At 51.1% G+C, this 25566-nt stretch carries 27 protein-coding genes; 23 read left to right on the plus strand and 4 right to left on the minus strand.

The genetic code is table 11. The features are described 5' to 3' along the window. Positions 1-105 precede the first annotated feature (105 nt). The 3 genes from H616_RS0105055 to H616_RS0105065 are packed head-to-tail and all read left to right on the plus strand — an operon-like array spanning position 106 to position 3330. Positions 106-1212: an NAD/NADP-dependent octopine/nopaline dehydrogenase family protein gene (locus H616_RS0105055; RefSeq protein ID WP_027966384.1), complete on the plus strand. Its 1107-nt coding sequence runs from the start codon at positions 106-108 to the stop codon at positions 1210-1212. A 24-nt stretch (positions 1213-1236) separates the two neighbouring features. Next, positions 1237-2232, plus strand: coding sequence for a 3-hydroxybutyryl-CoA dehydrogenase (locus H616_RS0105060; protein WP_027966385.1), 996 nt, complete (start codon positions 1237-1239; stop codon positions 2230-2232). 30 nt (positions 2233-2262) lie between these two features. Further along, entirely contained in the window at positions 2263-3330 is a 1068-nt protein-coding gene (locus H616_RS0105065) for a TRAP transporter substrate-binding protein (RefSeq protein WP_027966386.1), read from the plus strand. Positions 3331-3332: 2 nt separating this feature from the next. Here H616_RS0105065 and H616_RS0105070 read toward each other — a convergent pair whose 3' ends face one another. Beyond that, entirely contained in the window at positions 3333-4358 is a 1026-nt protein-coding gene (locus H616_RS0105070) for an AraC family transcriptional regulator (protein ID WP_027966387.1), read from the minus strand. Positions 4359-4517: 159 nt separating this feature from the next. On the opposite strand from H616_RS0105070, the gene H616_RS0105075 reads away from it, so the two are divergent. The 20 genes from H616_RS0105075 to H616_RS0105170 all read left to right on the plus strand — a co-directional run bounded on the left by H616_RS0105075 (position 4518) and on the right by H616_RS0105170 (position 21719). Beyond that, positions 4518-4994, plus strand: a complete 477-nt coding sequence (locus tag H616_RS0105075) for a MarR family winged helix-turn-helix transcriptional regulator (protein ID WP_027966388.1) — start codon at positions 4518-4520, stop codon at positions 4992-4994. 470 nt (positions 4995-5464) lie between these two features. Then, positions 5465-5974, plus strand: coding sequence for a hypothetical protein (locus H616_RS0105080; protein ID WP_027966389.1), 510 nt, complete (start codon positions 5465-5467; stop codon positions 5972-5974). Between the two features lie 67 nt (positions 5975-6041). Then, positions 6042-6518 (plus strand): TRAP transporter small permease, encoded by a 477-nt coding sequence (locus H616_RS0105085; protein WP_027966390.1) that lies wholly within the window; start codon positions 6042-6044, stop codon positions 6516-6518. After that, complete coding sequence (locus H616_RS0105090; RefSeq protein WP_027966391.1) at positions 6515-7804, plus strand: TRAP transporter large permease; 1290 nt, start codon at positions 6515-6517, stop codon at positions 7802-7804. The genes H616_RS0105085 and H616_RS0105090 overlap by 4 nt, the downstream gene beginning before the upstream one ends. A gap of 93 nt (positions 7805-7897) precedes the next feature. Further along, the gene (locus tag H616_RS14235) at positions 7898-9055 is read left to right on the plus strand and encodes an amidase (RefSeq protein WP_051233997.1); all 1158 of its coding nucleotides are present in this window, start codon (positions 7898-7900) and stop codon (positions 9053-9055) included. Further along, complete coding sequence (locus tag H616_RS0105100; RefSeq protein ID WP_027966392.1) at positions 9039-10184, plus strand: acyl-CoA dehydrogenase family protein; 1146 nt, start codon at positions 9039-9041, stop codon at positions 10182-10184. The genes H616_RS14235 and H616_RS0105100 overlap by 17 nt, the downstream gene beginning before the upstream one ends. Positions 10185-10219: 35 nt before the next feature. Continuing rightward, positions 10220-10564, plus strand: coding sequence for an IacB protein (locus H616_RS0105105; protein ID WP_205619063.1), 345 nt, complete (start codon positions 10220-10222; stop codon positions 10562-10564). 65 nt (positions 10565-10629) lie between these two features. Beyond that, positions 10630-11904: an aromatic ring-hydroxylating oxygenase subunit alpha gene (locus H616_RS0105110; protein WP_027966394.1), complete on the plus strand. Its 1275-nt coding sequence runs from the start codon at positions 10630-10632 to the stop codon at positions 11902-11904. Between the two features lie 4 nt (positions 11905-11908). Beyond that, the gene (locus tag H616_RS0105115; RefSeq protein ID WP_035572622.1) at positions 11909-12394 is read left to right on the plus strand and encodes an aromatic-ring-hydroxylating dioxygenase subunit beta; all 486 of its coding nucleotides are present in this window, start codon (positions 11909-11911) and stop codon (positions 12392-12394) included. Beyond that, positions 12394-13152 (plus strand): SDR family NAD(P)-dependent oxidoreductase, encoded by a 759-nt coding sequence (locus H616_RS0105120; RefSeq protein ID WP_027966396.1) that lies wholly within the window; start codon positions 12394-12396, stop codon positions 13150-13152. The genes H616_RS0105115 and H616_RS0105120 overlap by 1 nt, the downstream gene beginning before the upstream one ends. A gap of 16 nt (positions 13153-13168) precedes the next feature. Then, positions 13169-14125 (plus strand): PDR/VanB family oxidoreductase, encoded by a 957-nt coding sequence (locus tag H616_RS0105125; protein ID WP_027966397.1) that lies wholly within the window; start codon positions 13169-13171, stop codon positions 14123-14125. A 23-nt stretch (positions 14126-14148) separates the two neighbouring features. Next, entirely contained in the window at positions 14149-14697 is a 549-nt protein-coding gene (locus H616_RS0105130; RefSeq protein WP_027966398.1) for a TRAP transporter small permease subunit, read from the plus strand. After that, entirely contained in the window at positions 14690-16018 is a 1329-nt protein-coding gene (locus H616_RS0105135; RefSeq protein ID WP_027966399.1) for a TRAP transporter large permease, read from the plus strand. The genes H616_RS0105130 and H616_RS0105135 overlap by 8 nt, the downstream gene beginning before the upstream one ends. A gap of 42 nt (positions 16019-16060) precedes the next feature. After that, complete coding sequence (locus H616_RS0105140) at positions 16061-17089, plus strand: TRAP transporter substrate-binding protein (protein ID WP_027966400.1); 1029 nt, start codon at positions 16061-16063, stop codon at positions 17087-17089. A gap of 121 nt (positions 17090-17210) precedes the next feature. Continuing rightward, complete coding sequence (locus H616_RS0105145) at positions 17211-17402, plus strand: 2-hydroxymuconate tautomerase (protein WP_027966401.1); 192 nt, start codon at positions 17211-17213, stop codon at positions 17400-17402. A 28-nt stretch (positions 17403-17430) separates the two neighbouring features. Beyond that, positions 17431-18360, plus strand: a complete 930-nt coding sequence (locus H616_RS0105150; protein WP_027966402.1) for a flavin reductase — start codon at positions 17431-17433, stop codon at positions 18358-18360. A 52-nt stretch (positions 18361-18412) separates the two neighbouring features. Further along, the gene (locus tag H616_RS0105155) at positions 18413-18979 is read left to right on the plus strand and encodes a nuclear transport factor 2 family protein (protein ID WP_027966403.1); all 567 of its coding nucleotides are present in this window, start codon (positions 18413-18415) and stop codon (positions 18977-18979) included. A gap of 12 nt (positions 18980-18991) precedes the next feature. Then, positions 18992-20017, plus strand: coding sequence for a ketopantoate reductase family protein (locus H616_RS14240; protein ID WP_035572624.1), 1026 nt, complete (start codon positions 18992-18994; stop codon positions 20015-20017). Beyond that, a complete protein-coding gene (locus H616_RS0105165) occupies positions 20018-20800 on the plus strand; it encodes a class II aldolase/adducin family protein (RefSeq protein ID WP_205619064.1) in 783 nt (260 codons plus the stop codon). A gap of 7 nt (positions 20801-20807) precedes the next feature. After that, positions 20808-21719, plus strand: coding sequence for a ketopantoate reductase family protein (locus tag H616_RS0105170; protein ID WP_027966405.1), 912 nt, complete (start codon positions 20808-20810; stop codon positions 21717-21719). A gap of 130 nt (positions 21720-21849) precedes the next feature. Here H616_RS0105170 and H616_RS0105175 read toward each other — a convergent pair whose 3' ends face one another. From H616_RS0105175 to H616_RS0105185, 3 genes are all read right to left on the minus strand, one after another. After that, positions 21850-23007, minus strand: coding sequence for a DcaP family trimeric outer membrane transporter (locus H616_RS0105175; protein WP_027966406.1), 1158 nt, complete (start codon positions 23005-23007; stop codon positions 21850-21852). Positions 23008-23033: 26 nt separating this feature from the next. Further along, on the minus strand, positions 23034-24083 hold the full coding sequence (locus tag H616_RS0105180) for a TRAP transporter substrate-binding protein (RefSeq protein WP_051233999.1): 1050 nt from the start codon (positions 24081-24083) through the stop codon (positions 23034-23036). A gap of 328 nt (positions 24084-24411) precedes the next feature. Beyond that, positions 24412-25341, minus strand: a complete 930-nt coding sequence (locus H616_RS0105185) for a LysR family transcriptional regulator (protein ID WP_027966408.1) — start codon at positions 25339-25341, stop codon at positions 24412-24414. Between the last annotated feature and the right edge of the window lie 225 nt (positions 25342-25566).

Raw genomic sequence — 25566 nt, forward strand, 5'->3', positions numbered from 1 at the left:
TTTTGAGTATTGGCTGCGCATTCTCGATAGCTGCTTCTGACACAATAGCGATACCGTTAAATGACTTTGGGCTTTGCCAAAAACAAGATTAACGGGAGAATACACATGAAAGTCAGCGTTATTGGTGGTGGACATGGGTGCTATGCTGCAGCCATCGAGATGGTTGAAAAAGGCTTTGACGTCACCTTATGGCGCCGTGATAGCGATGCCTTGAATGAGTTGAGCCAACTGGGCTACTTGAATGTTAAGGATGCCCAGGGTGAGCGAAGAATTCAGATAGGGAGTGGGCAAGATCAGTTGTCGTTGACCAGTGATTTGAGTGAGGCGACTCGCCAGGCAAATCTGCTGATTATCCCACTGCCCGCCACATCCCATGAGGCGCTTGCTGAGCAGCTGGGGCCATTGCTTTGCGATGATCAGGTGGTCTTTTTACCGCCGGGCACCTTCGGTTGCTATATTTTCCAACGCGCAATGAGGAAGGCCGGCAACCATAGTCGAGTTGCCTTCTGTGAAACGGGAACCCTACCTTATCTTGCGCGTAAACATGGCCCTAATAAAGTCGTGATCAGTGGTTATGCGACACGTCTTCCCACAGGGGTTTTCCCCAGTGAGCTGTCGGAGCATGCTTTTTCGTTACTGCGTCAGGCCTATCCCAGCGTTGAGCCCATTGAAGATGGTTTGAGTGGAGCGCTGATGAACGCTGGCCCCATCATCCATCCACCTCTGATTATTATGAACGCTGGGCCGTTGGAGCACTTTGAGGCTTGGGATATACACAATGAGGGCACTCAGGCGTCAATTCGCAGCGTGACTACCGCGCTTGATAACGAGCGTATTGCGGTACGCGAAGCACTTGGCTACCAGCCTTCTCATTTTCCGCTTGCTGATCATTATGCTAGCGACGGAGAGGAGTGGATGTATGGGCGGGGAGCCCACGGAAAACTTACCGATAGCGGTGACTGGAGGGAAAACATCGAACTGCACAGTCATCGTTACATGATGGAAGATACCAGGTTAGGGCTTTCGCTGATTGTTTCCGTAGGCCGTTGGGTGGGTCAGCCAACACCTGTTGCTGAAGGGCTTTTGAACATTGCTTCGGCGATTACTGGTAAGGATCTTTACGCTCAAGGGCGCACGCTGGAAAGCCTTGGGCTTGATTCGCTATCCCCAGAAGAGATGCGTCAATTAATGACGCACGGTATTCAGAGCTGAGCCATCAGTAAGGGAGAGAACCGCGTGCAAAAACCAATTATTGTCTTGGGCGCAGGGCGAATGGGCGAAGGTATTGCGCTTTCGTTCGTTCTCGCTGGGCAAGACGTCGTGTTAGTTGATTTTAAGCCTCGTGAAGCGAGCGAGCGAGAGCGCTATTACGAACAGGCGCGTAGCCATTTAATGTTAGAGCTTGCGTATTTGAGAGATAAAGGGCTATTGCAAACAGAAAACATAGCGCCTATCGCTTCGCGTTTGCGGTTTATCGACCATCAGGAGGTGGTCTCACTGATGGACGGTAGGTTAGTGTTCGAAGCACTGCCTGAGGTTCGTGAGATTAAGCAAAAAGGGTTGTCTTGGGCAAGCCGGCACTTAGGTGAAGAGGTCGTTATTGCTTCTACGACTTCTACCTTCCTGGTAAGCGAGCTTTCCAGCATGGTGTCTAATTCAGCGCGCTTTATGAATGCCCACTGGCTCAACCCCGCTCACTTGATGCCGTTGGTTGAAGTCAGCCGTAGTAAGGAGACCGAGCCGCGTTATATCGATGAGTTGTACCGTGTGCTCAAGGGAATCGGTAAGGTGCCTGTGCTGTGTGAAGCGGCACCTGGCTATATTGTACCCCGCTTACAGGTATTGCTGATGAATGAAGCCGCGCGCCTTGTCGAGGAGGGAGTGGCTAGTGCTGAAGATGTTGATGTGGCCATTAGGGTCGGCCTTGGTCTTCGGTATTCAGTGCTTGGTGTGCTGGAGTTTATCGACTGGGGCGGCGGCGATACGCTGTATTACGCATCTAACTACCTGTGCGACAAGCTTGATGACCGCTTCAAGTCACCTGACGTCATTACTCAGAATATGCAAAAACAGCGACGTGGTTTTCAGGATGGAGCGGGATTTTTTGATTACACCGATGTCGACTTGAAGCAGCGTCGCAGAGAACGCTCAGGCGACTTCCTCAAGCGACTGGCGCTTTTGGACCTCATGCCCGAGATCAATGCAAGTGGCGATACTCAACCGAGCTCGTAAATGCTAGTGCTCTCAAGGGGGAGACGGTTTATGAACACCAATAAGTGGGTAAGCAGGTTGACCGTGCTGGCAGCCGTGATGGCCTTGGCGGGGTGTAGCGACAGTCAGAATGAGAGCCAGCCGCTCAGTAGTGATGATAATAGCGACGTTATTACGCTAAGCTACGCGTTTTTTGCGCCTGCGCAAAGTTTTCCAGCGGTTCAAATGGAGCATTGGGCTGAGGAGATCAATAAGCGAACGAATGGGCGTGTCGACGTTTCGCTTTTTCCTGGCGGGTCATTGCTTAGTGCGAGCAACATGTATGATGGCGTGCTTAATGGCGTGGCCGATATTGGCCTTTCTGCTACGTCCTATGAGCCAGGGCGCTTTCCGCTAATTAACTTAACTGGGAACTTGAGCGGCCAAGGCGTTAACTCCGAAGTTGCTAGCCGTACGGTCTATCAGCTAACCCAGGAGTTTGGTGAACAGATGCCAGGCCTTGATGGGTTTAAGGTGATCACGGCGTTTACGTCGGAACCAGCCTACCTTCAAACCATTGGCCCCATTTATCGTCTCGAAGACGCGGAGGGGCTGGAGATTAGGATCTCTGGTGATAACTCCAGAACACTGGATGCATTGGGTGCTACCGCTGTTGGTATATCTCAGGCGGAAACCGGTGAAGCCTTACAGTCAGGCATTATCGATGGCTATGCGTCTTCCCGAGAAGTGCTGATGGATCTGCAATTTGCACGCACGGTTAAGTATGTGACGGATTACCCGCTGACCAATACTATTTTTGCGGCGTTGATGACTCAGGAGAAGTGGGATTCGCTACCTCCCGATGTGCAATCTGTGATCGATGAGCTTGCACCTGAGATGGCGGCGTTCACTGGTCAGTATCTCGATGAGCATATCCAGAGCTCTCTTGAGTGGGCGCAAGAAGAGGAGGGTGTTGAGGTGGTCTCGCTTTCAGCGGAGGAAGTCGCTCGGTGGGATAATCAGTTGTCGCCAGTCAATGACGCTATCCTTGCAGACGCGGAGGAGCAAGGGCTGCCTGCCCACGATTTTGTGGCACGTATGGATGAGCTCTTTGACACGTATCGTACTGACGCGAAATAACGCTAGCAAAGAGATGGAGGGTTAGGGATGACTGCTCTGTCTGGTGTGTGGTGAGAGTTGGTGTGCAGTGTTTGTACCGGCGTGACGCCATAAACTTCTTTGTACTGTGTGGCAAAATGCCCCGGACTATTGATGCCATGCTGCAGTACGATCTCGGTTACGCGCTTTCCTCGAGGCGCTTCCAAAAGCGTTCTGTGCACACTTTGCATACGCTGTTGTGTAAAGTAAGCCTTGGGTGAAAGCCCTAGGAACTGTTGGAAGCCATGCTGCAGCGTGCGTGTTGATACCCCTACCTTCTGCGCCAAGGCATTAATAGCGATGCCCTGTTTCAGGTGTTGGTCAATGTGCTGTTTGGCGCTTTTTACATGGTAAGGCAGAGGAGAAGACTCGGCCTGTAAGCGTTGGCTATAGTTATGCTTGAAAAGCCCTAGCAAACTGTCATAGAAGTAACCTTCCATCAGCTTTATCTGCTCATGATAGACAGGCTGCTTGAGGTGCACGTCGGAAAAACGGGCAAAGTATTTGATTGTGTTAAGCAGAAATTCGGTGCCTGGCGAGTGTGCGGAAGCGCAGTGCTCGAAGAGAATCGGTAGCTTGAGAGACTGTTGGAGACGGTGAGTAAGCCGTTGCTCAAGTTGGTGGCGTGGAATACGTACAATGAGATTATGACAACTTTGAGAGGTCTGAATAAGCGCGCGTTGGCAGGGCGAGGTTACTGTCACGCCCCCTTGAACCATGCTCACCTGTCGATCGGGATAAACGAGGGCTCCTTGGCCCTCAAGTGTCACACGAAATAGATAGACGTTAGACTCGTCAACTGGGGCGATTTCGACGTTGGCACCGTACTGTAGTTCAATAATCGACAGCTGATCAAAGCTGACGGCACTCATGCGAGATGCAAGTGGTGTCTCATCAAAAAGTCGCATATTGTGCGGGCATAAGTAATGAGTGACACGCTCTCGAATAGCGTCCTGCGAATCTGTATGAAGCACGCCGTGCTTTTGTAACAGGAATGACGTTGTAGCCATATTTCACCTCAGGGGGTTGACCTCATTGAATAGACTGGGAAGGTGAATGGGTGTGCTACGTTAAAGCGACAGTGGTAAGCCATTTTTTGAGCCTGCATTCACTTACACTCTACTGGTAGTATGCTAGAATAATCTACTATTTTCCGGGGTGACATATTCATGGTCGACAAGAAAGGATTATCCTCATCGTTTTTCCCTCTTGCCGATGATTTTCGTTCGCGCGACTTTCCTTTTTATTGGGTCGCAAGGCTGAATGCAAAGTACAGCGCCGATATTGATTTGTTGCTGAAGCCGCATGGGCTCAGCACTTCCAAGTGGCGCATATTGATGATCTTGCACGAGCACGGGCGACTGAGCATGTCGGATATCTCTCTGCATTCAGTGGCGAAGCTATCAACGGTCACTAAGATCGTTTATCGCATGCAAGAGGCTGGGCTGCTGAAAACAGAGCTTAGCCCTCAGGATGGACGCGTCACTGAAGTTGAACTCACCGATGTAGGTGCAGAAAAGTTAACGCTTGCTAGGCAAGTGACGAGCCGTTTGGTGGAAAAAGCCTTTGCCGACTTTGATGCTCCGGACATTGTCTATATTAATCAATGCCTAAGCAAGATGTTCCATAACTTGAACTCCATTTAAGGCTTTAGGCTGTGTGTTGAGTCCCGCGTGTCGCTTTCACTGGCGACCCTACTCCTAGAAATGCTTCTTCTTGGAAATACTCACGCTGAGAGGAGTCCGTTTAGAATAAGGTGAGCAGGGCTCTTCTCAGTGACTTGTCATCCGTTCTCGTTACGATGAGGCTTTACGCTTTACTGCGAGAAGTGCTTGAGCAGGCCCGGAAAACCGGGTCAGGCGGCAACGCTGGCGTGCCCCCTTTCTGCAGTAGGTGTTGTGCCCACGTATTTCAGCTATTCCTCGACTCGATCTCACGAGCGCCTGTGTAGAAGCTGGTGGCCGCTATACTTGGGCGCTCCCAGCTGATGCAACGAGGCGTAGTATGAGAAATTCGATGTGGTATTTCCTTTACTTTACTTTTCATGTGATGTTGAATGTTTATGACGTAAGTGATTCTCCGACATTCAGCACAATAATAAATAGAGGTAGTGATCATGGCTAGTAAGCAATATCAGCTATCAAAACCGTTTCGGTGTCGCGAGTTGGTGGTGCGTTTGGAAGAAGGCTGCGTAGATGCTTGGTCAGATATGCCCGCCTTGTCTGGGTGCGCCAATGTAAGCTACGCCTGCTTTACTTCTTCCCAAACATTTTCTGACAGCCAAGTATTAATCAATACCTTTTCTGACAGGGTGCTACAAGTGGATAGCTATGTGAGCCCTCAGGAATCGCTGGCCGATAATGTACAACAAGAAGCTGAGGCTCTGGAGGCGAAAATGATCTCTCTTTCAGGCACACACTTATATGAGCATATTAAAGAGTCTTTAATGTGGGCGGCGGAAGATCATGTTGTTGAGCAGCTGGCACTGGATGCAAGCGAAGCGCAACGCTGCTCTCAACTACTACAGCCTCTGAATAAGAAAATGCGTAACAATATGGCAGTTCAAGGACTTTCTGTCTTTGAACGGCATGACCGTTACCTTGGGTTTATCAACGAATATCAATAACTGTGAATGTTTTTAGCGCATCTTATTGCGGCTAAGTGCTGAACTATTGGTTATTCAAAGGGGCCCTATGAATAAAATAAATCGGTTGATTAGTCTGTTGTTGCTTTATATGGCTGGTGCGGCACTCCTGATGATGGTGTTTATTGTGGTGGGTAATATCATCGTACGCCAAGTTAGCTCTTCCTTCGGGGGAACGACGGAGGTGGTGGGATGGTTGACGGCCGTTGTTGTGGCGCTTTCGCTGGCCTATTCTCAGCGCGCCAAAGCGCATGTGGAATTGGACCTACTGGTTACCCATTTTCCGGTGCGTATCCAGACCTGTCTAATATCGCTGGTTGCTCTAGCTAGCTTTTTGTTCTTCTCGATGGTGGCCTGGAAACTTTGGGAGTATGGCTTTAATGCCATGCAACGAGGCTCTTTATCTCAAACGCTGCGTGTGGCGATTTACCCCTTCGTCTACTTAGTTGCCTTGGGCTTCTCGGCGTTTTGTCTTGTTCTATTCACTGATTTTATAAGCAGTCTAAAAAAGGTGGTAACGCAATGAGTATGACGATGGTGGCTTTAATTGGGATACTCTGCCTGTTCCTGCTTATTTTAATAAAAATGCCCATTAGCTTTGCCATGTTCATAGTAGGATTTTTCGGCATGCTGCACATGACGAGTCCTATTGCCGCTTATAACGTGGTCAGCTCTGGTATTTGGGGGCAGTTGTCGAGTTATTCGCTAAGTGTCATACCGTTATTTATTTTTATGGGCGAGCTTCTGTTTCGCTCCGGAATTACGGAGAAAATATTTGCTTCAGCCTATGCTTGGATTGGCCATTTGCGTGGGTCCATGGCAACGACCACTATTCTAAGCAGTGCGGGTTTTGCGGCGGTAAGCGGATCGAATACGGCAACAGCTGCGACGGTTGGTACCATTGCATTGCCCGAGATGAAAAAGTTTGGTTATAGCCGGTCGCTAAGTGCGGGGAGTGTTGCGGCGGGAGGAACCTTAGGTGTCATCATCCCTCCAAGCTCGGTATTAATTATTATCGCTTTGCAGGCCGAACTGGCCATTCGTGATCTTTTCCTCGCCAGCATTGTTCCTGGGCTCATTCTAGTCGGACTGTTTATTGCCACGATTGCTCTGTTGTGTCGCTTAAAACCTCATATGGGACCGGCAGGGAGTCGTTCGTCTTGGTCTGTTCGTTGGCGTTCGCTGAAAGGTGTTATCGAGGTCGGAGTCCTGTTCGTCCTGGTGCTGGGAGGGCTTTTTGCCGGCTGGTTTACTTCAACCGAAGCGGCGGCAGTGGGCTGTGTGGGTGCGATGCTGATTACCTTGGTTCAGGGTAAGCTCACTTTGACTGTTCTTCAGGAAGCTGTTGCCAATGCTTTGAAGTCGTCGGCAATGATTTTGATGCTGATCGCCGGAGCAGTGATTTTTGGACGCTTTCTGACCATCACCCGGCTGCCATTTATGGTGGGTGAGTGGGCTGCTGCATTACCGTTGCCTGCGGTATTAGTCATGGCATTTATCCTCTTAATCTACGTTATCGGTGGAGCTTTGATGGATGCGATGGGCTTTCTGATTATCTCGATTCCTATCTTTTTTCCAGTGGCCATTGCGCTAGGGTATGACCCAGTATGGTTTGGCGTAGTGGTATGTATTGTCACCAGTATGGGGGCCATCACTCCTCCAGTGGGCGTGAACGCCTTTATCGTTAAAAGTCTGGATACTGAGCTCCGCCTTGGAGAGACGTTCCGAGGAGTCGGGTACTTTCTACCTCCTTATATCTTGTGCATCACGTTGTTACTTGCGTTACCTCAGTTAGTGCTGTTCATTCTTTAACGTTCGCTAAGTGTTCGGTTATGACGTGGAGAGCGTATATGTTTATTCAGATGCTTGAAATTTCATGTGACATGTCTATTGAGGCGGCCTAGCATGACGATATTGACATCAATTCTTAATATGGGGCAGGGCGGTAAACGCGTTGTCATCAAAGACACGATCGATATTGCAGGCTTGCCTACACAGGCAGCATCGGAATCTCTTGCTGAGGCATCGCCAGCCTTGAACCATGCTGACATCGTCTCGCGCACGCTCCAGGCGGGCTACCACATTGTTGGCAAGGCCAATTTGCATGAATTGGCTTTTGGTATGACGGGAGTCAATGCCTGGACGGGCACGCCGGAAAATCCCAACTATCCCGCATTGATTCCCGGTGGTTCCTCTAGCGGTTCTGCGGCAGCCGTAGCCGCAGGGCTGGCAGATATTGGAGTCGGCACTGATACCGGTGGATCTATTCGCGTACCCGCAGCCTGCTGCGGCGTGTATGGGTTGAAACCTACTTTTGGTCGTTTGAGCCGAGAAGGCATCATGCCGACAGTGAGCAGTCTCGACTGCGTCGGCCCCTTGGCCGCTAATTTGCAGGATTTGATCGACTTCATGAGTGCGGTGGACTCTGCGTTCTTGCCGGAAGCTGCTGGTCCGATCAGTACCTTGGGGGTTGTCAGAGTCAGTGCCGAGTCAGCCATCCTACAAGGTTTAGAGAGTCAGCTTAGTCAGGCCAAAGCAAGGCGGACAGAGGTGGTATTGCCGCTGATGGATGAGGCGTTTCAAGCGGCCATGGTCGTGATTAATCGTGAGACCTATCTGGCTTGTGAGGCGCTAATAGGCTCTCATAAGTTGGGGGACGATATCGAAAAGCGCCTGCACGCTGCGGCCTCTACTTCCGATGGTGAACTCGCCGAAGCTGAGCAGGTGCGCGATGCTTTTACCGCCGCCATCGACACCCTGCTCACTCAGCATGACTGCCTCGTACTGCCGACACTCCCGCACTTTCCTATGACGGTTCGCGAAGCACTGGCGGGCCGACAGGATTTGAACTTATCGCTATTTGCACGTCCCTTTAACCTTTCTGGCCATCCCGCGTTATCCATCCCCTTGCCGTCTTACCAAGAGCTGCCTGTTTCCATGCAAGTGATAGGACGTCGTGGCGACGATGCGGGCGTGTGCCGTGCCGGATGGCAATTGATTCATCAAGGGGCGCCGATGGAGACGACATTACAACAAGGAGATAACCATGCCGCAGTACGTTGATAAGGAGCAGTGGGGGGGCGAGGCACGTTTTGATGCATTGCTCGACGATATCCGTTCAAGGCGTGAGGAGATTGAGGAACTACGGCATATCCCTACGGATATCATTGACCAGTTCAAGGCGATCGGCGTCTATCGTGCCATGGTGCCCGTTCGGTTTGGTGGTGATGAAAAGTCGCCGACAGAATTTCTGCGCATGGTCGAAGCGATTTCCGCCGCTGACGGTTCAGCAGGCTGGGTGGCCAGCTTTGGTATGAGTCCTGCGTATCTTGCTGCCTTACCTGAAAGCACGCTGCAAGACGTCTGGCAGGAAAGCCCAGATGTGGTGTTTGCGGGTGGTATCTTTCCACCACAGCCTGCTGAGCGCACCGATGGCGGCTTTAAGGTGAGTGGCCGCTGGAGGTTCGCCAGTGGCTGTATGGGGGCATCGCTTTGCGGCGTAGGGATCCTGCCGGAGGAAGAAGGTGCGTTGCCGCGTATGGCGGTGATGCCGCGCTCGTGTGTCGAGATCGATCCTACCTGGAACATGATCGGGATGGTAGGAACCGGCAGCCATGATTTAGTAGTGGACGGCGTAGAAGTGCCCGAAGAGTGGACCTTTGTTCGGGGTGGCAAACCCACAATCGAAGGCGCATTTTTTCGTTACCCGTCGCTTTCGTTTGCTGCTCAAGTGTTATCAGTCACGACGTTGGGTATGGCGCGAGAGGCGCTGGATATCGTTCGCGCATCGGTTCAGGGGCGGAAGTCGATCACTGGTGCGCCCAATTTGGGCCAGCGGGAATATGCTCAAATTTCTCTAGCCAAAGCAGAAGCCCGAGTGCGTGCGGCGCGTCATTTCTTTTATGAAAGTACGGACGACGCTTGGCGCGCTACCGAGGCAGGCGGCGAGCCAGATCGTGATCAGATCAATTTACTGCGTCTATCCACGACCCATCTGACACACGAGTGTGCCGCTGCGATTCAAGAGCTTTATCGCATCAGCGGTATGAACGGTGCCGATAATGCGCACCCACTATCACGCATATTGCGCGACTCCCAGCTGTGCACCCAGCACGCCTTTATGGGCGAAATTACTTGGAAAAATGCCGGAGCTATCTTCTTCGGCCATGACCCATTGCCGGGCTATCTGTAACCGGCACTAAGCACCTCATAACGGAGATTATCACTATGCAACGCGTACTTTTCTGTATTGGTATCAACCAGAACTTTATGGATGCACCTGCCGAAGAAGGTATGCAGGTTTGGCAAGCCTTCAGTCAGATGATGCAGGGCATTGACGGGCTACCTGGCGTCACGATTCTGGGAGTCATGGACGACGACCGGATCATGGTTGGTCCCTCTGCAACAGCGCCGTGGACGGCGTACATCATGGCCGATGTGCCTGATTATGACACCGTTGTTGAAGCCTGTAATTTTTTCCGTACCACCCCTGTGGGCGATGGTACCTACAAACTCTGGAAATACGCACGCGTCGAAGCACGTATCGGGCGTGAGCTGGTAGTGCCTGAATAACCAACGCTATCCAGTGGTCAGCGCGCTGCGTGAAAGTGCGCTGACCAAGTGATGAGGAGAACAATATGAACCAGTTAATAGACGTTAAGAACATTACCCTAGACCCCAACCGACTGGTTGAGGAAGGTCGGGTTGTATCGACGATGTACACCAGCCCCGAGCTGTTTGACACAGAGCAGGAAAAGATCTTTCGCAAAACTTGGGTATGGGTGGCTCACGAAAGTGAAGTGCCTGATAAAGGGGCCTTCAAACTCTCCACTGTAGGCCGTGAACCAGTCATTGTGGTGCGTGACCGTAAGCGCAATATTCACGTGATGCTGAACCGCTGCCGTCACCGTGGTGCCACGGTCTGTGAAATCGACAAAGGCAAAACTTCCTCTTTCCAGTGTCCCTATCATGGTTGGGGATATGGGTTAGATGGCAGCTTACGCGCGATTCCTCATCCTGAGCAGTATGGCGAAGAGTTCGATAAGGCCCAACTTGGCCTATTTACTCTGAGGACTGAAAGTTATAACGGGATGGTCTTTGCCACTTTTAATGACGATATTGAGCCGCTTGAGGAATTTCTCGGCGCTGCCAAGAAGTGGATTGACCTGTTTATGAAGCAGGGCGGCGGCTACCCCGTAAAAACTCTCGGCGAACATCAATTTTCCGTCCCGATGAACTGGAAAGTGCAGCTTGAGAACACCACGGACGCTTACCACTTTCCCATTGTGCACAAGTCCTTCCTCCAGTCGTTAGATGAAGAAGCTGAGGAAACCTTTACCTTCCTAGATGGTGAAGGGTTTGTTGAAGATCTTGGCAACGGCCACTCTGTGATGGTTATGATTCCCGAGCTGGTTGATTTAGAAGAAGACTTAGATCGCAAGATACCTGAGCGCTTTGAAGCATTAGCGGAAGAGTTACGCAATGAAGGCTACCCCGATGAGCAAGTGCGCCGCATTGTGCGGGCGGTCGGTGGGTCAGGCTTCAATCTTAACCTATTCCCCAATGTGGCCTGCTCCATGGCGTTCTTTCGGGTCCTGACGCCGGTGGCCGTCGACAAGACTGATATTCGTCATATCGCACTTGGCATGGATGGCGGCCCCTCTGCTGCCAATCGTATTCGACTACGTTTGCACGAACACTTCCAAGGTCCCATGGGCTTCGGTTCTCCCGACGATGCCGAGGTGTGGGAACGCATTCAGCGGGGCGTCGAGAGTGGCACCGAGCTACCTATCCTGGTGAATCGTGGTATCGAGAAAGAGGCTCAGGGCGAAGCCGGACCTCGTGGTCATGTCTCGGATGAAACGGGTATGCGCGCTGCTTATGCAATGTGGAAACGGATGATGCAGGAGTAAACACATGAAAAATTCTGAGCAAGATAACTTGTTGTGGCGGGTAGCGCAGTTCATCTGGAACGAGGCTGCCACTCTGGATGCGAGAGAGTACGACAGCTGGCTTGATCTCTGGAATCCCGACGGCCTGTACATCATTCCTATCGAAGAGGCAGAGGACTATGCGGAAGTTCTCAATCTCTGCTACGACGATGACAAGATGCGTCGCGATCGTATCAAGCGATTCCAAGACGGCTTTTCGATCTCGTCGGCTCCCCCCGCCATCACCGCTCGCACCGTGTCGCGCTTTGTGATTGATGCAGTTGATGGCGAAACGGTCGTGGTTTCCTGCGCGCAGCATCTTGTCGAAGACAAGTTCGGGCGCCAGCGACTGTGGGCAGCGAATGTGCACTATACCCTCACCGCCACCGATTCAGGCTTCATGCTTCAGAAAAAGGTGGTTCGTCTACTTAATTCAGATGGAGTGCTGAACTCGTTCAGCTATTTGTTCTGATGGCTACACCACTACCTGACAACATACAGACCGCTGTCGTTACCGGCGGTGCCCGTGGACTCGGCGTTCATATCGTGCGTGCGTTACACCAAGCAGGGTTTCGCGTGGTGATCACTGATATCGATCCCAAGCCTGCTGAGGCGCTGGCCTCTGAATTGGATCTGGCGGGTGAAACAGCGGTGACGGCAACGCTGGATGTCGATAAGCCCGATGACTTTCAGTTGGTTCTGGATAAGGTCATCGAACGCTTTGGACGTTGTGAAGTGCTGGTCAACAATGCGGCACGCACAGCTGCCCAGAATGTATTCGATATTGATCCGGCAGACTTCAATGCGGTGATGGCCACCAATGCTGGTGGTGTTTTTACAGGCTGCCAAGTTTTTGGGCGTCATTTTAGGGAGCGAGGTTACGGCCGGCTAATTAATCTCGCTTCCCTGGCTGGTCAAAATGGCGGCACAGCAACGGGAGCCCATTACGCTGCTTCTAAGGGTGCCATCCTAACTTTGACCAAAATTTTTGCCCGTGACCTGGCTAAAGATGGAGTTACATGCAATGCCATTGCCCCCGGCCCATTAGACACCCCGATGGTACGTGAGGTGCTTGGCGACAATCTCGATAAGGCACTTGCCAATATTCCCGTAGGGAAATTAGGCGCCCCTGATTTAGTCGCCCAGATGGTGACGTTCTTGGCCAGCCCTCAGGCAGCTTTTGTTACGGGTGCCTGTTGGGATGCCAACGGTGGCATTTACATGCGCTGAGCAACCGGAGATGACCATGCAAGATGACACCTTGACGTTACGTGTTGATCGTCGCGAGATCCAGGCCAATGGAATCGCTGTGATCGATCTGGTCGCCCCAGACGGCAGAGAGCTGCCGTCATTTGAAGCGGGGGCTCATATTGATATTCATTTGGGTGAGGGGCTGATACGCCAATACTCATTAAGTAATGCCCCGAGCGAAAGGCAGCGCTATCGCCTCGGTGTTCTTCTTGATCCCAGCTCAAGGGGAGGTTCTAGCGCGGTACATGAACGGCTTTATGAGGGTATCGACGTGAAAGTGAGTGCGCCGCGCAACCTTTTTCCCCTGTCATCATCGGCGGCTCATACGCTGTTGGCGGGTGGCGGTATCGGCATTACACCAATGATTGCCATGGCCTATGAGCTAAAAGCGGCTGGGCGCTCATTTGAACTGCATTACTGCTGTCGTGGTAAAGAGAGTGCTGCATTCATCGCTGAGCTGGAAGCTACATTCAGCGATGAGCTGATACTGCACTTTGATGACGGTGCGCCTGACCAACGACTGGATATTCACGCCGTATTAGCGAGCCAGCCAGAGGAGACGCACCTCTATGTGTGCGGACCAACCGGCTTTATGGATTGGGTAATAGAGGCGGCAAAAAAAGCGGAATGGCCCAATACTCAGGTGCATTCGGAATATTTCACCGCAGAGGTGGATACCAGTGGAGGTGCTTTTGAGGTGGAGGCGGCTGCTAGTGGTGTCGTCGTTCAAGTTGAAGAAGGCATGTCTATTGCCAAGGCGCTGAAAGCTGCTGGGATCAAAGTTGATGTTTCCTGCGAGGAAGGGGTGTGCGGTACCTGCATCTGCGATGTGCTGGAAGGGCTCCCTGATCACCGGGACCAGTTTCTCAGTGATGAAGAGAAAGAAGATAACGACCAAATTGCCGTGTGCTGTTCGCGCGCCAAGAGTTCGCGGCTTGTTATCGATATTTGACCTTTAAAGAAGGGGGCTTCGCCATGCACGGCCTAATTACAAGACTTTGTGGGTGGGTTCTGAATTTCTGTGGTATCTGCCTACTGCTGATTGCCTTTGTGATTGGCGCTGGTGTGTTAATGCATTTGATGGGGGCGTCGCAATTGGTTGAGTTCGAGACGCCTTACTGGCTACTGGGCAGTAGTATTACTTTCAACTCGCTAATGGGGCTGCAGGTACTGCTATTTACCTTTGCCATGATGCTAGCGGTTGCCCCCGTGATGTGGCTTGACCGGCATGTGAAAGTCGACGTGCTGCATGCGCGCCTGTCGTCTCGCTATCGAGGTGCTATTGAGTTGGCCGGTCACCTCCTGTTTGGTATTCCCTTCTTTGTCTTGCTGCTGCTGCCTGCTTACCGATTCGCTGAGCGAGCTTATGTTACCGGTGAGCGTTCCACGGATGGGGGGTTAGCCGACATCTATGTCATCAAGTCGGCGTTGCCCGTTGGCGTGACTCTTTTTTTAGCCGTATTAGTGTTGATCGTTGCCATAAGTGCTTGGCGTTGGGCCACTGGGAGGCAGATACATGCTTGAGGTATGGATGCCACTTTGCATGGTGGTGCTTCTATTTGCAGGCATTCTGGCGGGTTACCCGGTAGCACTTGTGCTGGGTGGGGTGTCGTCGGCGTTTCTATTGCTCTCTGATCTGCCCATGGCTTTTGCCAACCTAATGCTTACCCGTGTTTATGCCAATGCGTTAAACAACTGGCTTTATATCGCCATTCCTATGTTTATTTTGATGGGGTTGCTGCTGGAGCGAACGGGGCTGGCGAAGGATGCTTTCAACGTGAGTGAGCGGATGCTACGTCGACTTTCAGGGCATTTAGCGTTAACGGTGTTGTTTATTGGTGGGTTGATGGCGGCGACTACCGGCGTGGTGGGTGCTTCTGTGGTGTTGTTGGCGGTATTGGCCTTGCCGCGCATGCTGGATGCTGGTTATTCAGCCTCTTCTGCATCTGGCCTGATATCGGCATCAGGTACCCTGGCAATCCTAATGCCTCCTTCGGTGATGCTGATTATCTTGTCGAGCCTGGTGGGGGTGCCGGTCGGGCATCTCTTTCGAGCAGCACTTGTTCCCAGTGCGCTATTACTGTTGCTTTATATGCTCTATTCACTAGGGCTTGCCTGGTGGGGGCAGTGTGCAGAAACGCCTGCCGAAAATGGCGAGGCGGCCATGCTTGAACAGCCGGGTATATGGCGCAACGTGCTGGCGCTTTTTCCTTTTCTTGTTCTGATTCCTACGGTGCTGGGAACGATCGTATTTGGGGTGGCGACTCCTACTGAAGCCAGTGGAGTGGGTGTTTTGGCGGTCCTGCTCTTTGCATTACTGATGGGTAAGATCAATGTTTCTTCCGTCATGACGGCCGCTCGAGAGGCCGTTATCTCTACCGCTATGATCATGATGTTAGTTATCGCTGCTACCTGCTTCTCCCTGATTTTTAAAGGCGTTGGAGGTGATGGCTTGATTCGCAGTAGCTTGGAGTTACTGGGTGGCGGCAGTTGGAGCGTACTGTTTTTGATTCTCTTGCTGGTCTTTTTATTGGGATTTTTCTTAGATTGGCTAGAAATATCGCTGATTTTGATGCCTATCTTCGTGCCCATCGTGACGCAACTTGATTTGGCAAACGGGCTCAGCGAGACGTCACTGTTAGTGTGGTTTGCCATTTTATTTGCCATCAATCTGCAAACGTCATTTCTCACTCCGCCCTTTGGCGTATCGCTTTTCTATTTGAAAGGGGCGGTGGGTGAGCGTGTCACCACCTTGGACATTTATCGAGGCGTACTGCCTTTCATTGCTATTCAGCTATTTGTCTTGCTGATTATCCTGCTTTTTCCGGGGATTTTGATGTTGTAGCGCGTTTAACAATAACGACAACCTGAAACAGGAGTTGAAATTATGATGTTTCCTCTCAAGAAAACTCTCGTCGGTACAGGTATATCACTGCTGGCCTCTACTGCGATGGCCCAAACTCTTACGCTGCAATCTGCGTTTCCCTTCAGTCTGGAGGTAATTGACCGCTCGATACATCGTTTCGTCGATGATGTTTCCACGGCGACGGATGGAAAGCTTACATTCACACCTTATGATGCGGGCGCCTTTTCACCGCCTTTTGAAATATTGGAGAATGTCGGCAATGGTAGTTTGGACGCTGGTTGGTCAGCGGCTAGCTATTGGGCAGGTCAAATACCTGCAGCCGCGCTGTTTCAGAGCATTCCCTTCGGGCCTGATGTGCCCAAATACTTGGCTTGGATTTATGGCGGCGGCGGCCTGGAACTTTGGGAAGGGCTTTACGAACCCTACAACGTAGTGCCGATTCCTTGCGGCAGCATGCTCTCTGAAGCCGGAGGCTGGTTCTCTCAGGAAATCAATGGTGTGGAAGATCTACAAGGTCTCAGTATGCGCATCAGCGGCTTGGGTGGCGAGGTCGTCAGTCAGCTGGGTATTTCGCCGGTTTCCCTTCCTGCTGGAGAGACCTTCCTAGGCCTAGATACTGGGCGTATTGGGGCCGCTGAGCTCAGTTTTCCCACCATTGATACCAGCGCTGGCTTTTATGAGGTAGCCAAGCACTATTACTTCCCTGGCTGGCACCAGCCCGGCAGCCTTAATGAGTTGCTGATTAATGCTGACGTATGGGCTGGGCTTGCTGAGAGTCAGCAGCTCGCCGTGCGCAATGCCTGTAGTGATCTCAGTATTCATATGTATGCCCATGATATGCAAGCGCAATCTGCTGCGCTGGAAGAGTTCCGCAGTGCCGGAGTCACCGTTGAACGCTTTCCAGATGAGGTACTAACCGCGCTTCAGGCCGCCACGGTAGGTGTGCTGGACAATGCCGCTCAAGCCGATGAAGGCTTTTCCGAGGTGATTCAGTCGTATCAGGACTTTAGTGAGCGTTACGACGAGTATCGTGATTTGACCACTTTTTAACCGAGGGTCTGGGAGTGGCGAGCGGCCAAGTTCTTGACGCTTTGCGTAGCCGTGACACTGGTTAGGCCAAATCAATCGAGCGTTGTTCATTAACCCACAAGAACCCATAACAAGGATCATTATGCCTACCGTTCACGTTTATATGATGTCAGGCAGGACACAGCAGCAGAAAGAAGCACTAATCAGCGAAGTTACAGACGCTGTGGTGTCTTCTGTTAGTGCTCCCAAAGAGAACGTGCGAGTGATTATCAGCGAAATCCCCAAAAGTGAATATGGGATCGGTGGCGTCACGGGTGAAAAACTAGGGCGCTAAAGACGACTAATAATTAATGGAATGAAATATGGGTATTGATACCAGAGACTTTAGGAACGCCCTTGGCAAGTTTGCTACCGGTGTCACGGTGATCACCACCAAGGATGCTGAAGGAGAGCATTACGGGGTGACGGCTAGTAGCTTCAATGCCGTTTCAATGACGCCGCCGTTGATCCTTTGGAGTATTGATAAAGGTGCCTACAGTAAGGATGTGTACTGTCAGGCGGAGCACTTTGTCGTCAATGTGTTGGCCAGTAACCAAGTGCCTATTTCCAACCGGTTCGCCCAACGTGGCGAGAATAAGTTCAAGGATATTGATGTAGAAGAAGGCCTTGGGGGAAGTGCTCGCATTGTCGGTGCGGTGGCACATTTCGAGTGCCGAACTTGGCAAGTTTATGAAGGTGGAGACCACTTTATCATTGTGGGTGAAGTACTGAACTACGACTATCAGGACGGTTGTGGATCGCTGGTCTTCCACGGTGGCCGCTATGCGCTGCCGGAGCCCCACCCCATGATGCTTCCCGAAGAGGATAACCGTACTAGCGGAGGCGTACTTGGGCAGCACTTCCTCTATCTATTACGCCAGTCACTCGCCGCCTATCGCCAGGACTTCTATCCCCGACTGGGCCATCTCGGGGTAAACCAAAAGGAATGGCGGATACTTACCCTGCTTCTTGATCGTGGCCCTCAGCCAATTGATCAGGTTGCACAGGGGGTTGCGCAGCCTCTCGAAGATTGTGAAGACACCCTGAATGGTTTGGCGTGTCGCGATCTGGTGGTCGAGTCGGGCGATCAGCGTAATGTCTCGCTCACCTCGGCGGGCAATGAGCTGGCAGGCAAGCTGCTAAACATGGCCCGTGAGCATGAGCAAAAATTGTTCGATAGCGTCAGCGACGAAGAAGTCCGCCAGATGAAGTCTGGGTTAGCACATGTCATCGAGCAGCTTGGCTCACGCTAGATGCGCCGGTGAGCAGACACCCTTCATATCACTACTCAGTAGGGGGAGAGCCATGAATGAGGTAACCGCAAGCGATTTTCAAGCCCTTTTAGCGCGTGTTGACAAGCTGGAGGCGGAAGCGGACATCCGCAGGATTCAAACGCGCTATATGTTTCTGTGTGACACACCTCTACCCGAGTATGGCGTCAAAAGTGATGCTGAGCGTATCGATCATATTATGGCGCTCTATGCGGAAGATGCCGTCTGGGAGGGGGTTGGCGAGTATTACGATGGTCAGTTTGGCCGCCTTGAGGGAGTGGCCGCAATTCGTCGCCACTTCGAAAAATTCTGGGGTGAGAAAAAACATCCCGAGCTGCTGCTCAATGTGCACTATTTAACCTCCGAGCAGATCCATGTTGATGGCGACACAGCAACCGGCCAATGGGTGCACTGTCAGCCGTGGATCTTCTCGGACGGTAGCTCATTACTTCGGTCATCTCGGCTGAACAATGCGTTCGAAAAACAGCAGGATGGCCGCTGGCTGATTACTCGAACTCGAACCGAAAATGTCTTTATTGCTCCCTTGAAAGACGGTTGGGCAACAGACTTTCCTTCTTCCTCGATATTGCTCAAACCTTAAAGGCAAACGCACATGCCACCTTCTACCACTTCTCTAAGGATAGCCATTGTTGGTGCAGGCGCGATAGGCACTACCGTGGCTGTTCTGCTAGCAAGTGCCGGGCATCAGGTCAGTGTGCTGGCACGCGGTGAGACGCTGTTAGCCATGCGTCGCTCTGGTGCCCAGCTCATCGACCAGCAAGGGCAGCACTCTGCCAAGGTGGCGGTGTCAGATAGCCCCGCGGAGCTTGGAGAGCAGGACATTGTGCTGCTGTGCACCAAGTCACAAGCGGTATCGGGGCTTTTGCCGCACTTGACGCCATTGTTTAATGCGCACACTTGTTTGGTGCCTATGGTCAATGGGACTCCTTGGTGGCTTTTCATGGGGCTTCCCGACACACCAAGCACTCCTCAGCATATCGAAGCCGTTGACCCAGGTGGGCAGTTGGTTAATTGCGTGCCTGCCGGCTCCATCATCGGTTGTGTGGTGTATATATCGGCGCAGGTAACGTCGCCAGGACAGGCGTACTCAACGACTCCGCACCGTTTGATTCTTGGGGAAATTACACCGTTAACGACTGAGCGAAAACGATACGTAATGGCACTGATTGAGGCGCTTGACTCAGTGGGGATTAGCACGCGCCACACGCCTCATATCCGAGATGCGGTGTGGAGCAAAATAGCCGCCAATCTGACATCTAATCCGCTTTCAGTGATCACGAAAACCACCTTGGAAACTCTCTATGGGGATCCGTGGCTGCGCAACGTGGTGGAGCAGCTCTTTGAAGAAGTACGGTTTACGGCGAGTGCCTGTGGTAGCCAGTTAGAAATGACCTTGCCGGAGCTCCTTGAAGTTGGCGAGGGAATGAAGGGAGTCCAGACGTCCATGCTGCAAGATTATCAGCAAGAGCGAGAGTTGGAGCTCGGTGCCATTGTTGGGGGCGTAATTGAACTGGCGAAAAGGCAGAACATCGCTGTTCCTACCATTAACACTGTTTTTTCCTTGGCACATTATCTAGAAAACGCAGGCTATCGTGAATCCTGCAAGGAGACCTTATAAATGAACATTCAGCCTATCGCTATGCCCGAACATATTGAGAAGCCCAGCCATTGTAGTGATGAAGAGTGGGAGCAGAGGGTGAAACTGGCCTATTGCTATCACCTAGTCGATTTCTTCGGGTGGACCGAATCCATTTTCAATCATATTTCGGCGCGGGTGCCAGGTACAGACGGTCACTACCTTGTGAATCCTTTTGGCCTTAACTACACCGAAGTCACGCCGTTAAACCTGTTAAAAGTTGACCTAGATGGTAACAAGGTCGAAGCATCGGATTATGATGCCAACCCCGCTGGTTTCGCTTTGCATAGCGCCGTTCATGGTGCGCGTGATGATATTCACTGCATGTTGCATACCCATACTGTGCCCATTTCTGCGGTCGTTCAGAAAAAGCATGGCTTTACCCATCATGATTTCTATGGCGCACAACTCTACGGCCGCGTTGCCTATCATGACTTTGAAGGTATTACGTTATTTTCTGATGAGAAGGCGCGGATGCTTGAGGGGCTAGGTGATAAGCATATCCTAGTGCTTCGCAACCACGGTATTGCCGTGGGTGAATCCAGCATCGAAAAAGCCGTTTTCCTTCTGTGGACCGTTCAGCGGGCAGCAGAAAACCAGTGCGCAGCAGGGGCATTGGGAGGCGATGATGTTGAAATTGATACTGCGATTAGCCAGAAGTGCGCGAATTTAACGGCTAAGCTAATTAGTGAAAGCGGTTTTGCCAATAAATTCTTTACTGCGATGGTCCGCAAGATGAAAGCTGAACACCCCCTACCATTCTGAGTAAACAATGAAAATTGCAATTATTGGCGCTGGTGCTATGGGCTGCCTATTTGCCGCTCGACTCATGTCGAGCGGCAATGCAGTACATTTAATTGATGTTGATCCTGTCACGTTATCGACCATTGGCTCCGATGGGATCAGGCTGAATATGGAGGGGAGATGCTCGGAGCAGGTGCGAGTGCCTATCCATAGAGCAGGTGAGCTACGTGAAGATGTCGATCTCGTACTGATATTGACTAAAGGCAGCGCGACGGAAACTGCTATTAGCGCTTCATGTGATTTGGTTGGTGCTAACACGTGGGTGATGACACTGCAGAACGGGCTTGGCAATGCCTCGCTGCTTGCCAAGCACGTTAAAGCGTCACAGGTCTTGCAAGGAATTACAACGATTGCTGCCGACCTGATGTCACCTGGAGTGGTTAATAGTGGTGGCCAAGGGGTAACTCACTGGTGGCGCTTAGCTGGTGAAAAAGTCCCCTTTATGGCCGAACTGAATGATGTCCTGGTTGATGCGGGTTTGTATAGCTATCTAGATGCTGGAATCGAGGCACATATTTGGGAGAAAGTGGCGTTTAATGCGGCACTTAATGGCTTATGCACGCTGCTTGACTGCGCCGTTGGTGAGCTGGTTCGTCAGCCCCAAGGGCAGCAGCTGATCGAAGACGTTGTGCGTGAGTGCTATCGAGTCGCTAGGCAAGACGGCGTGGCGTTTGACCAGACGAGGGTGCTGGAAAGTATTACCCATGCCATTCATTCTCAAGGCCACCACCTTCCTTCTATGCTTCAGGACCGCCGTGCTGGGCGATCAACAGAGGTTGAAAGTATTCAGGGTGCTATTGTGCGTATTGCTAAACGGCATCATATGGAGACACCCGTGCTCGAAACACTTTATCGACTGCTATTGCTGGGCGAGGTCTGAGGCTGCTTATACGGAGTGTTTAGATTGTTTAACGCTTAGGTTGATAGAAGCTGGGAGCCTTTGTAGAGGTCAGCATACTTAAAAGCCCACCGTTATCGGTGGGCTTTTAAGTATCCAAATGGATAGAGTGTTAGAAGGTGTAACGAATCATACCCTGTACTCGCGTTATATCACCTTTGGTGCCGGAAGGTTGTTCAGCTTGGTGGTAGCCGACCTCGACGCCATAGGATACGTGCTCTGTCGGTGACCAAATATAGTTCAGAAAGACACTATCGTAGCGGTCATAGCCATAGAGGGTATTGGGTGGTGCTGGAGTCAAGCCCGCAGTCTCATCCATATCTGCTTGAACCATGGCATAGGAAAGGTTGACGTTGCCAGGTCCCGCTGGAATGGTGATACCGGTTGTCGCAGACGTTGCTTTTATCGTCTCGATCTTGCCACCAGATTTGATATAACCCGCCCCGCCGGGATTAAAGAAAAGGTAACCACCGATACCGTCACCATGCGCAACGGCGCCTCTTAAGGTGATGCCTGAAGCAAATTTATAAGAGGCACTCGCGTTTACACCCCAGCCAAAGGCATAGTTGTTGTCAGCAGCAATGTCATAGCCTATTTCGCGTGCAAGTCCACCAATTTCGTAGGTGAAGGCGTCAATACTTTGTGTATAGCGCGCGGTTAGGTTTGGAAGTCGACTTTGTTTAACGCCAGAAGTTCCACTGAGAATGCCTTCGCCCACGTTAAAGCCGTCTGGATCCTCAAGTGCAACAGAGAAACCTCCTGTGGTGTACCGAAGCTGAGCTAACCTGCCGGGGTTGGGGCGGCCAACTGGGCCAGTAAAGTCCACTGTGGGGGTTAAACCAACAAAGCCAGAGAAGTTTGTCCATGTCTGACCCGCGAGAAACCCGTTCCACTCACCATAAGCGTGCCGTACACGGAACCCTGGCCCTCCGTCGTCATGGAAATCACCCTCCAGCACTACTGTGACGGGGCCATTTGAGGTAGGCGTGGTCGTCCGTAAACCGATGCGGCTGGTATAGGCTCCCATGTCGAAATTACCGTCTGAGCCATCGATATTGTTCGGTCTAATATCAACAAATGGAGTGAAGCCACTGGCTGCATCCATCTTGTTTCCGTCAGTATAAGCGGCATCAAGCTGAACATAACCATAAACCTTGGCTTTCGTTTCGCCTACCTCGAAATCAAGTGCATGAGTTGTTGTTGAAATCCCTACTAACGCCAAAGAAAATATACTTTTTATGAAGGTGTCTGAGATTTTTAAGTTAACCATTTGTTAGCCTTGTTAATGAGGTTTTATTATTTATTGTTTTTTTTAACGAGTTCTAGCATTCGGTCGTATAGTTCTTGAGCAGGAAGTCCTTGAGATGCAACTTGCTCAATATATTTTTTATTAACGGGTTCAAGGCGTTCTTCCCAGCGAGCCTGTTCTTCGGGGTCCAGAGTGATAATGTTTAAATTATGGTTTTCTTGTGACCAGGAAATAGCTTCTTGTACATGGTTGTCGAGATAGTGTCCTGCGTACTGAGATGCTTCGGCCCCAAGTTGGTCAATGGTTTGTTGTACATCTTCTGGCAGAGAATCCCAGCGCTCGCGGCTCATGACTGCCAACATAATAACGTTGGATAATGGGTAATCGACGATATAGTCGAGGTGCCGAGCATACTGAAGGTCCAGCAGAGTTTCTCGAGAAGATGCAATGCCTTGTACGATACCTGCTTGAAGTGCCTCACCTGTCTCTGCTTGAGACATGCCAATGGGTACCGCGCCCAGTGCTCGCATGGTCTCTGACTCACCCGGCACACGAATTTCCAAGCCCTCCAAGTCTTCCAGAGTGCTGACTTTGTTGCGAGTCTGTAGATACCCCGGCTCAGAAGTAAAGATGGTAATTACTTTGAAGTCTTCAAGGTTAAACTGATCTTGCGGAAATTCCTGTATGAGCTGGTAGGCAACTTGGCTAGCAACTTCGGCACTAACATCTTGGCCGCTTATTTCTCCAATCATATTGAGTAAAGGAAAGCGGGCAGGCTCATAAGACGTCGTGGTTAGGCCGATGTCAGCAACGCCGTTGAGTACACCATCAAACATATTTGCTGCGGTTAGTAGGGTTCCACCAGGGAAGGTATTTACCGACACTTGACCATTCGTTCGTTTTTCTAGCTCATCCGCCCAAAACTGCATTTGCATTCCTGGGTAGGTTTGGGCGGGAGCAAAAAAGGCGTAATTCAGGGTAATATCACTGGCAAGGGCTGAGCTGCTCAGAAGGACCCCTGCCAGTAGACTGCTTAGGTTAATTAGTGGTTTACGGCATAAGGTCGGCACGGGATAACGACGCGATTTACTTGTCATGGGAACGTCCTCTCTCTTTATTTTTTTATTGAATGCAGTTGGAGGTAGTCTCCAACTGCATTCAACATCACATGAAAAGTGTAGTAAAGTAAAGTGAATAATCGCGTCTCAGTAAGCTTTTTTAAATAAGATAAATATAATTTTGTTTACAGAAGTTGAGTGAAACACCTGCCTGTTTCGCGAGGGTGTTGCCTCATGCCATACGTCAAATTACGTATTGAAGGGCGCGTTACTATCTAGGTTTACCGCGTTCCAGGTTCGTATCCGAGGCGCATCGCTCGGACTCTTTAGCGTCGGTGTTTACCGTTGTAGAGGTTGTGCTCAGAGCTTATACCTCTCTTATGTTGGACTTTTCCGAGGGCATCTGATTTTTCTTACCGCTTTTCATCAAGGTGCGCAGTGTTTCGTTGGTCTCCAGCATGAGGGTCGATGGTGTCTCGTTCTTACGACGACTGCATAGTACCGGTGAGGTGATGCTGCTATCTGCCAAGTAAGCATAAGAAATACCGTGGCGCTTTAAGCGACTGACCTTCTCGGGTACCAGAGTAAACCCTAGACCTGCGACGACTAAGCCGAGAGCTGTTTGTAGCTCGTTCGTTTCCTGAGCTACTTCGACTTTGAGCCCACGACGGTGAAATAGCCCTAGCACGATATCTGCCAAACTGGGTCGTGGCGTGGTGGGGAAGACGATGATCGGTTCTTTTGCCAGCTCTGCTAAAGTGGGGCGTTTTCCTTCTAGGGCATGGTCGCTGGGCAGTGCTGCCATCATTGGTTCTTCGTAAAGAACTTCCTGTTCTACTTCCGGGTCATCGATTCTTAGGCGTCCAAAGCCGATATCGATACGTCCGGCCTTAAGAGCTTGAACCTGTTGTATCGTGGTTAACTCTGTTAGTACCAGCTCCACATTATCCTTTTGTCTTAAGCTCCTTACTAATAATGGCAGCTGGCCATAGAAGGCTGATGGCACGAAGCCGATGCTGAACAGGTCACGTTTGCTGCGTGCAATTCGCCGGGTGGCAGCCACAGTCGATTCGACTTTTTCTAATATCTGAAGGGTGTGCTCGTACAAGAATTGACCTGATGCAGTTAATGCGACACCGCGAGTACTTCGCTCGAATAAAACCGCACCAATCTCTTCTTCTAATTTCTTGATTTGTCTAGATAAAGGTGGTTGAGAAATGTATAGACGTTCAGCCGCGCGAGTAAAGTTAAGTTCCTCAGCGACAACACGAAAATAGTGTAAGTGCCTGAGTTCCATGATACCTCCAAGGTATGGTGGGGGTGCTCAATCGATATTGTTCGTTCAGCGGTGTTTTGGTCAAGCTCTAGTTATCTTATCGAGCCGCCTGATTGTGGAAGTGCCAATGAGTCCTTTGATCGAATCTATCGAGACGTTGCTGGTCGACCTCCCGACTATCCGCCCTCACAAGTTGTCGGTAGCCACCATGGCCTGCCAGACCATGGTGATCGTGCGTATGCGCCA

Origin of the sequence: Halomonas halocynthiae DSM 14573, from assembly GCF_000425725.1 — a bacterium.
Classification (GTDB): domain Bacteria; phylum Pseudomonadota; class Gammaproteobacteria; order Pseudomonadales; family Halomonadaceae; genus Halomonas; species Halomonas halocynthiae.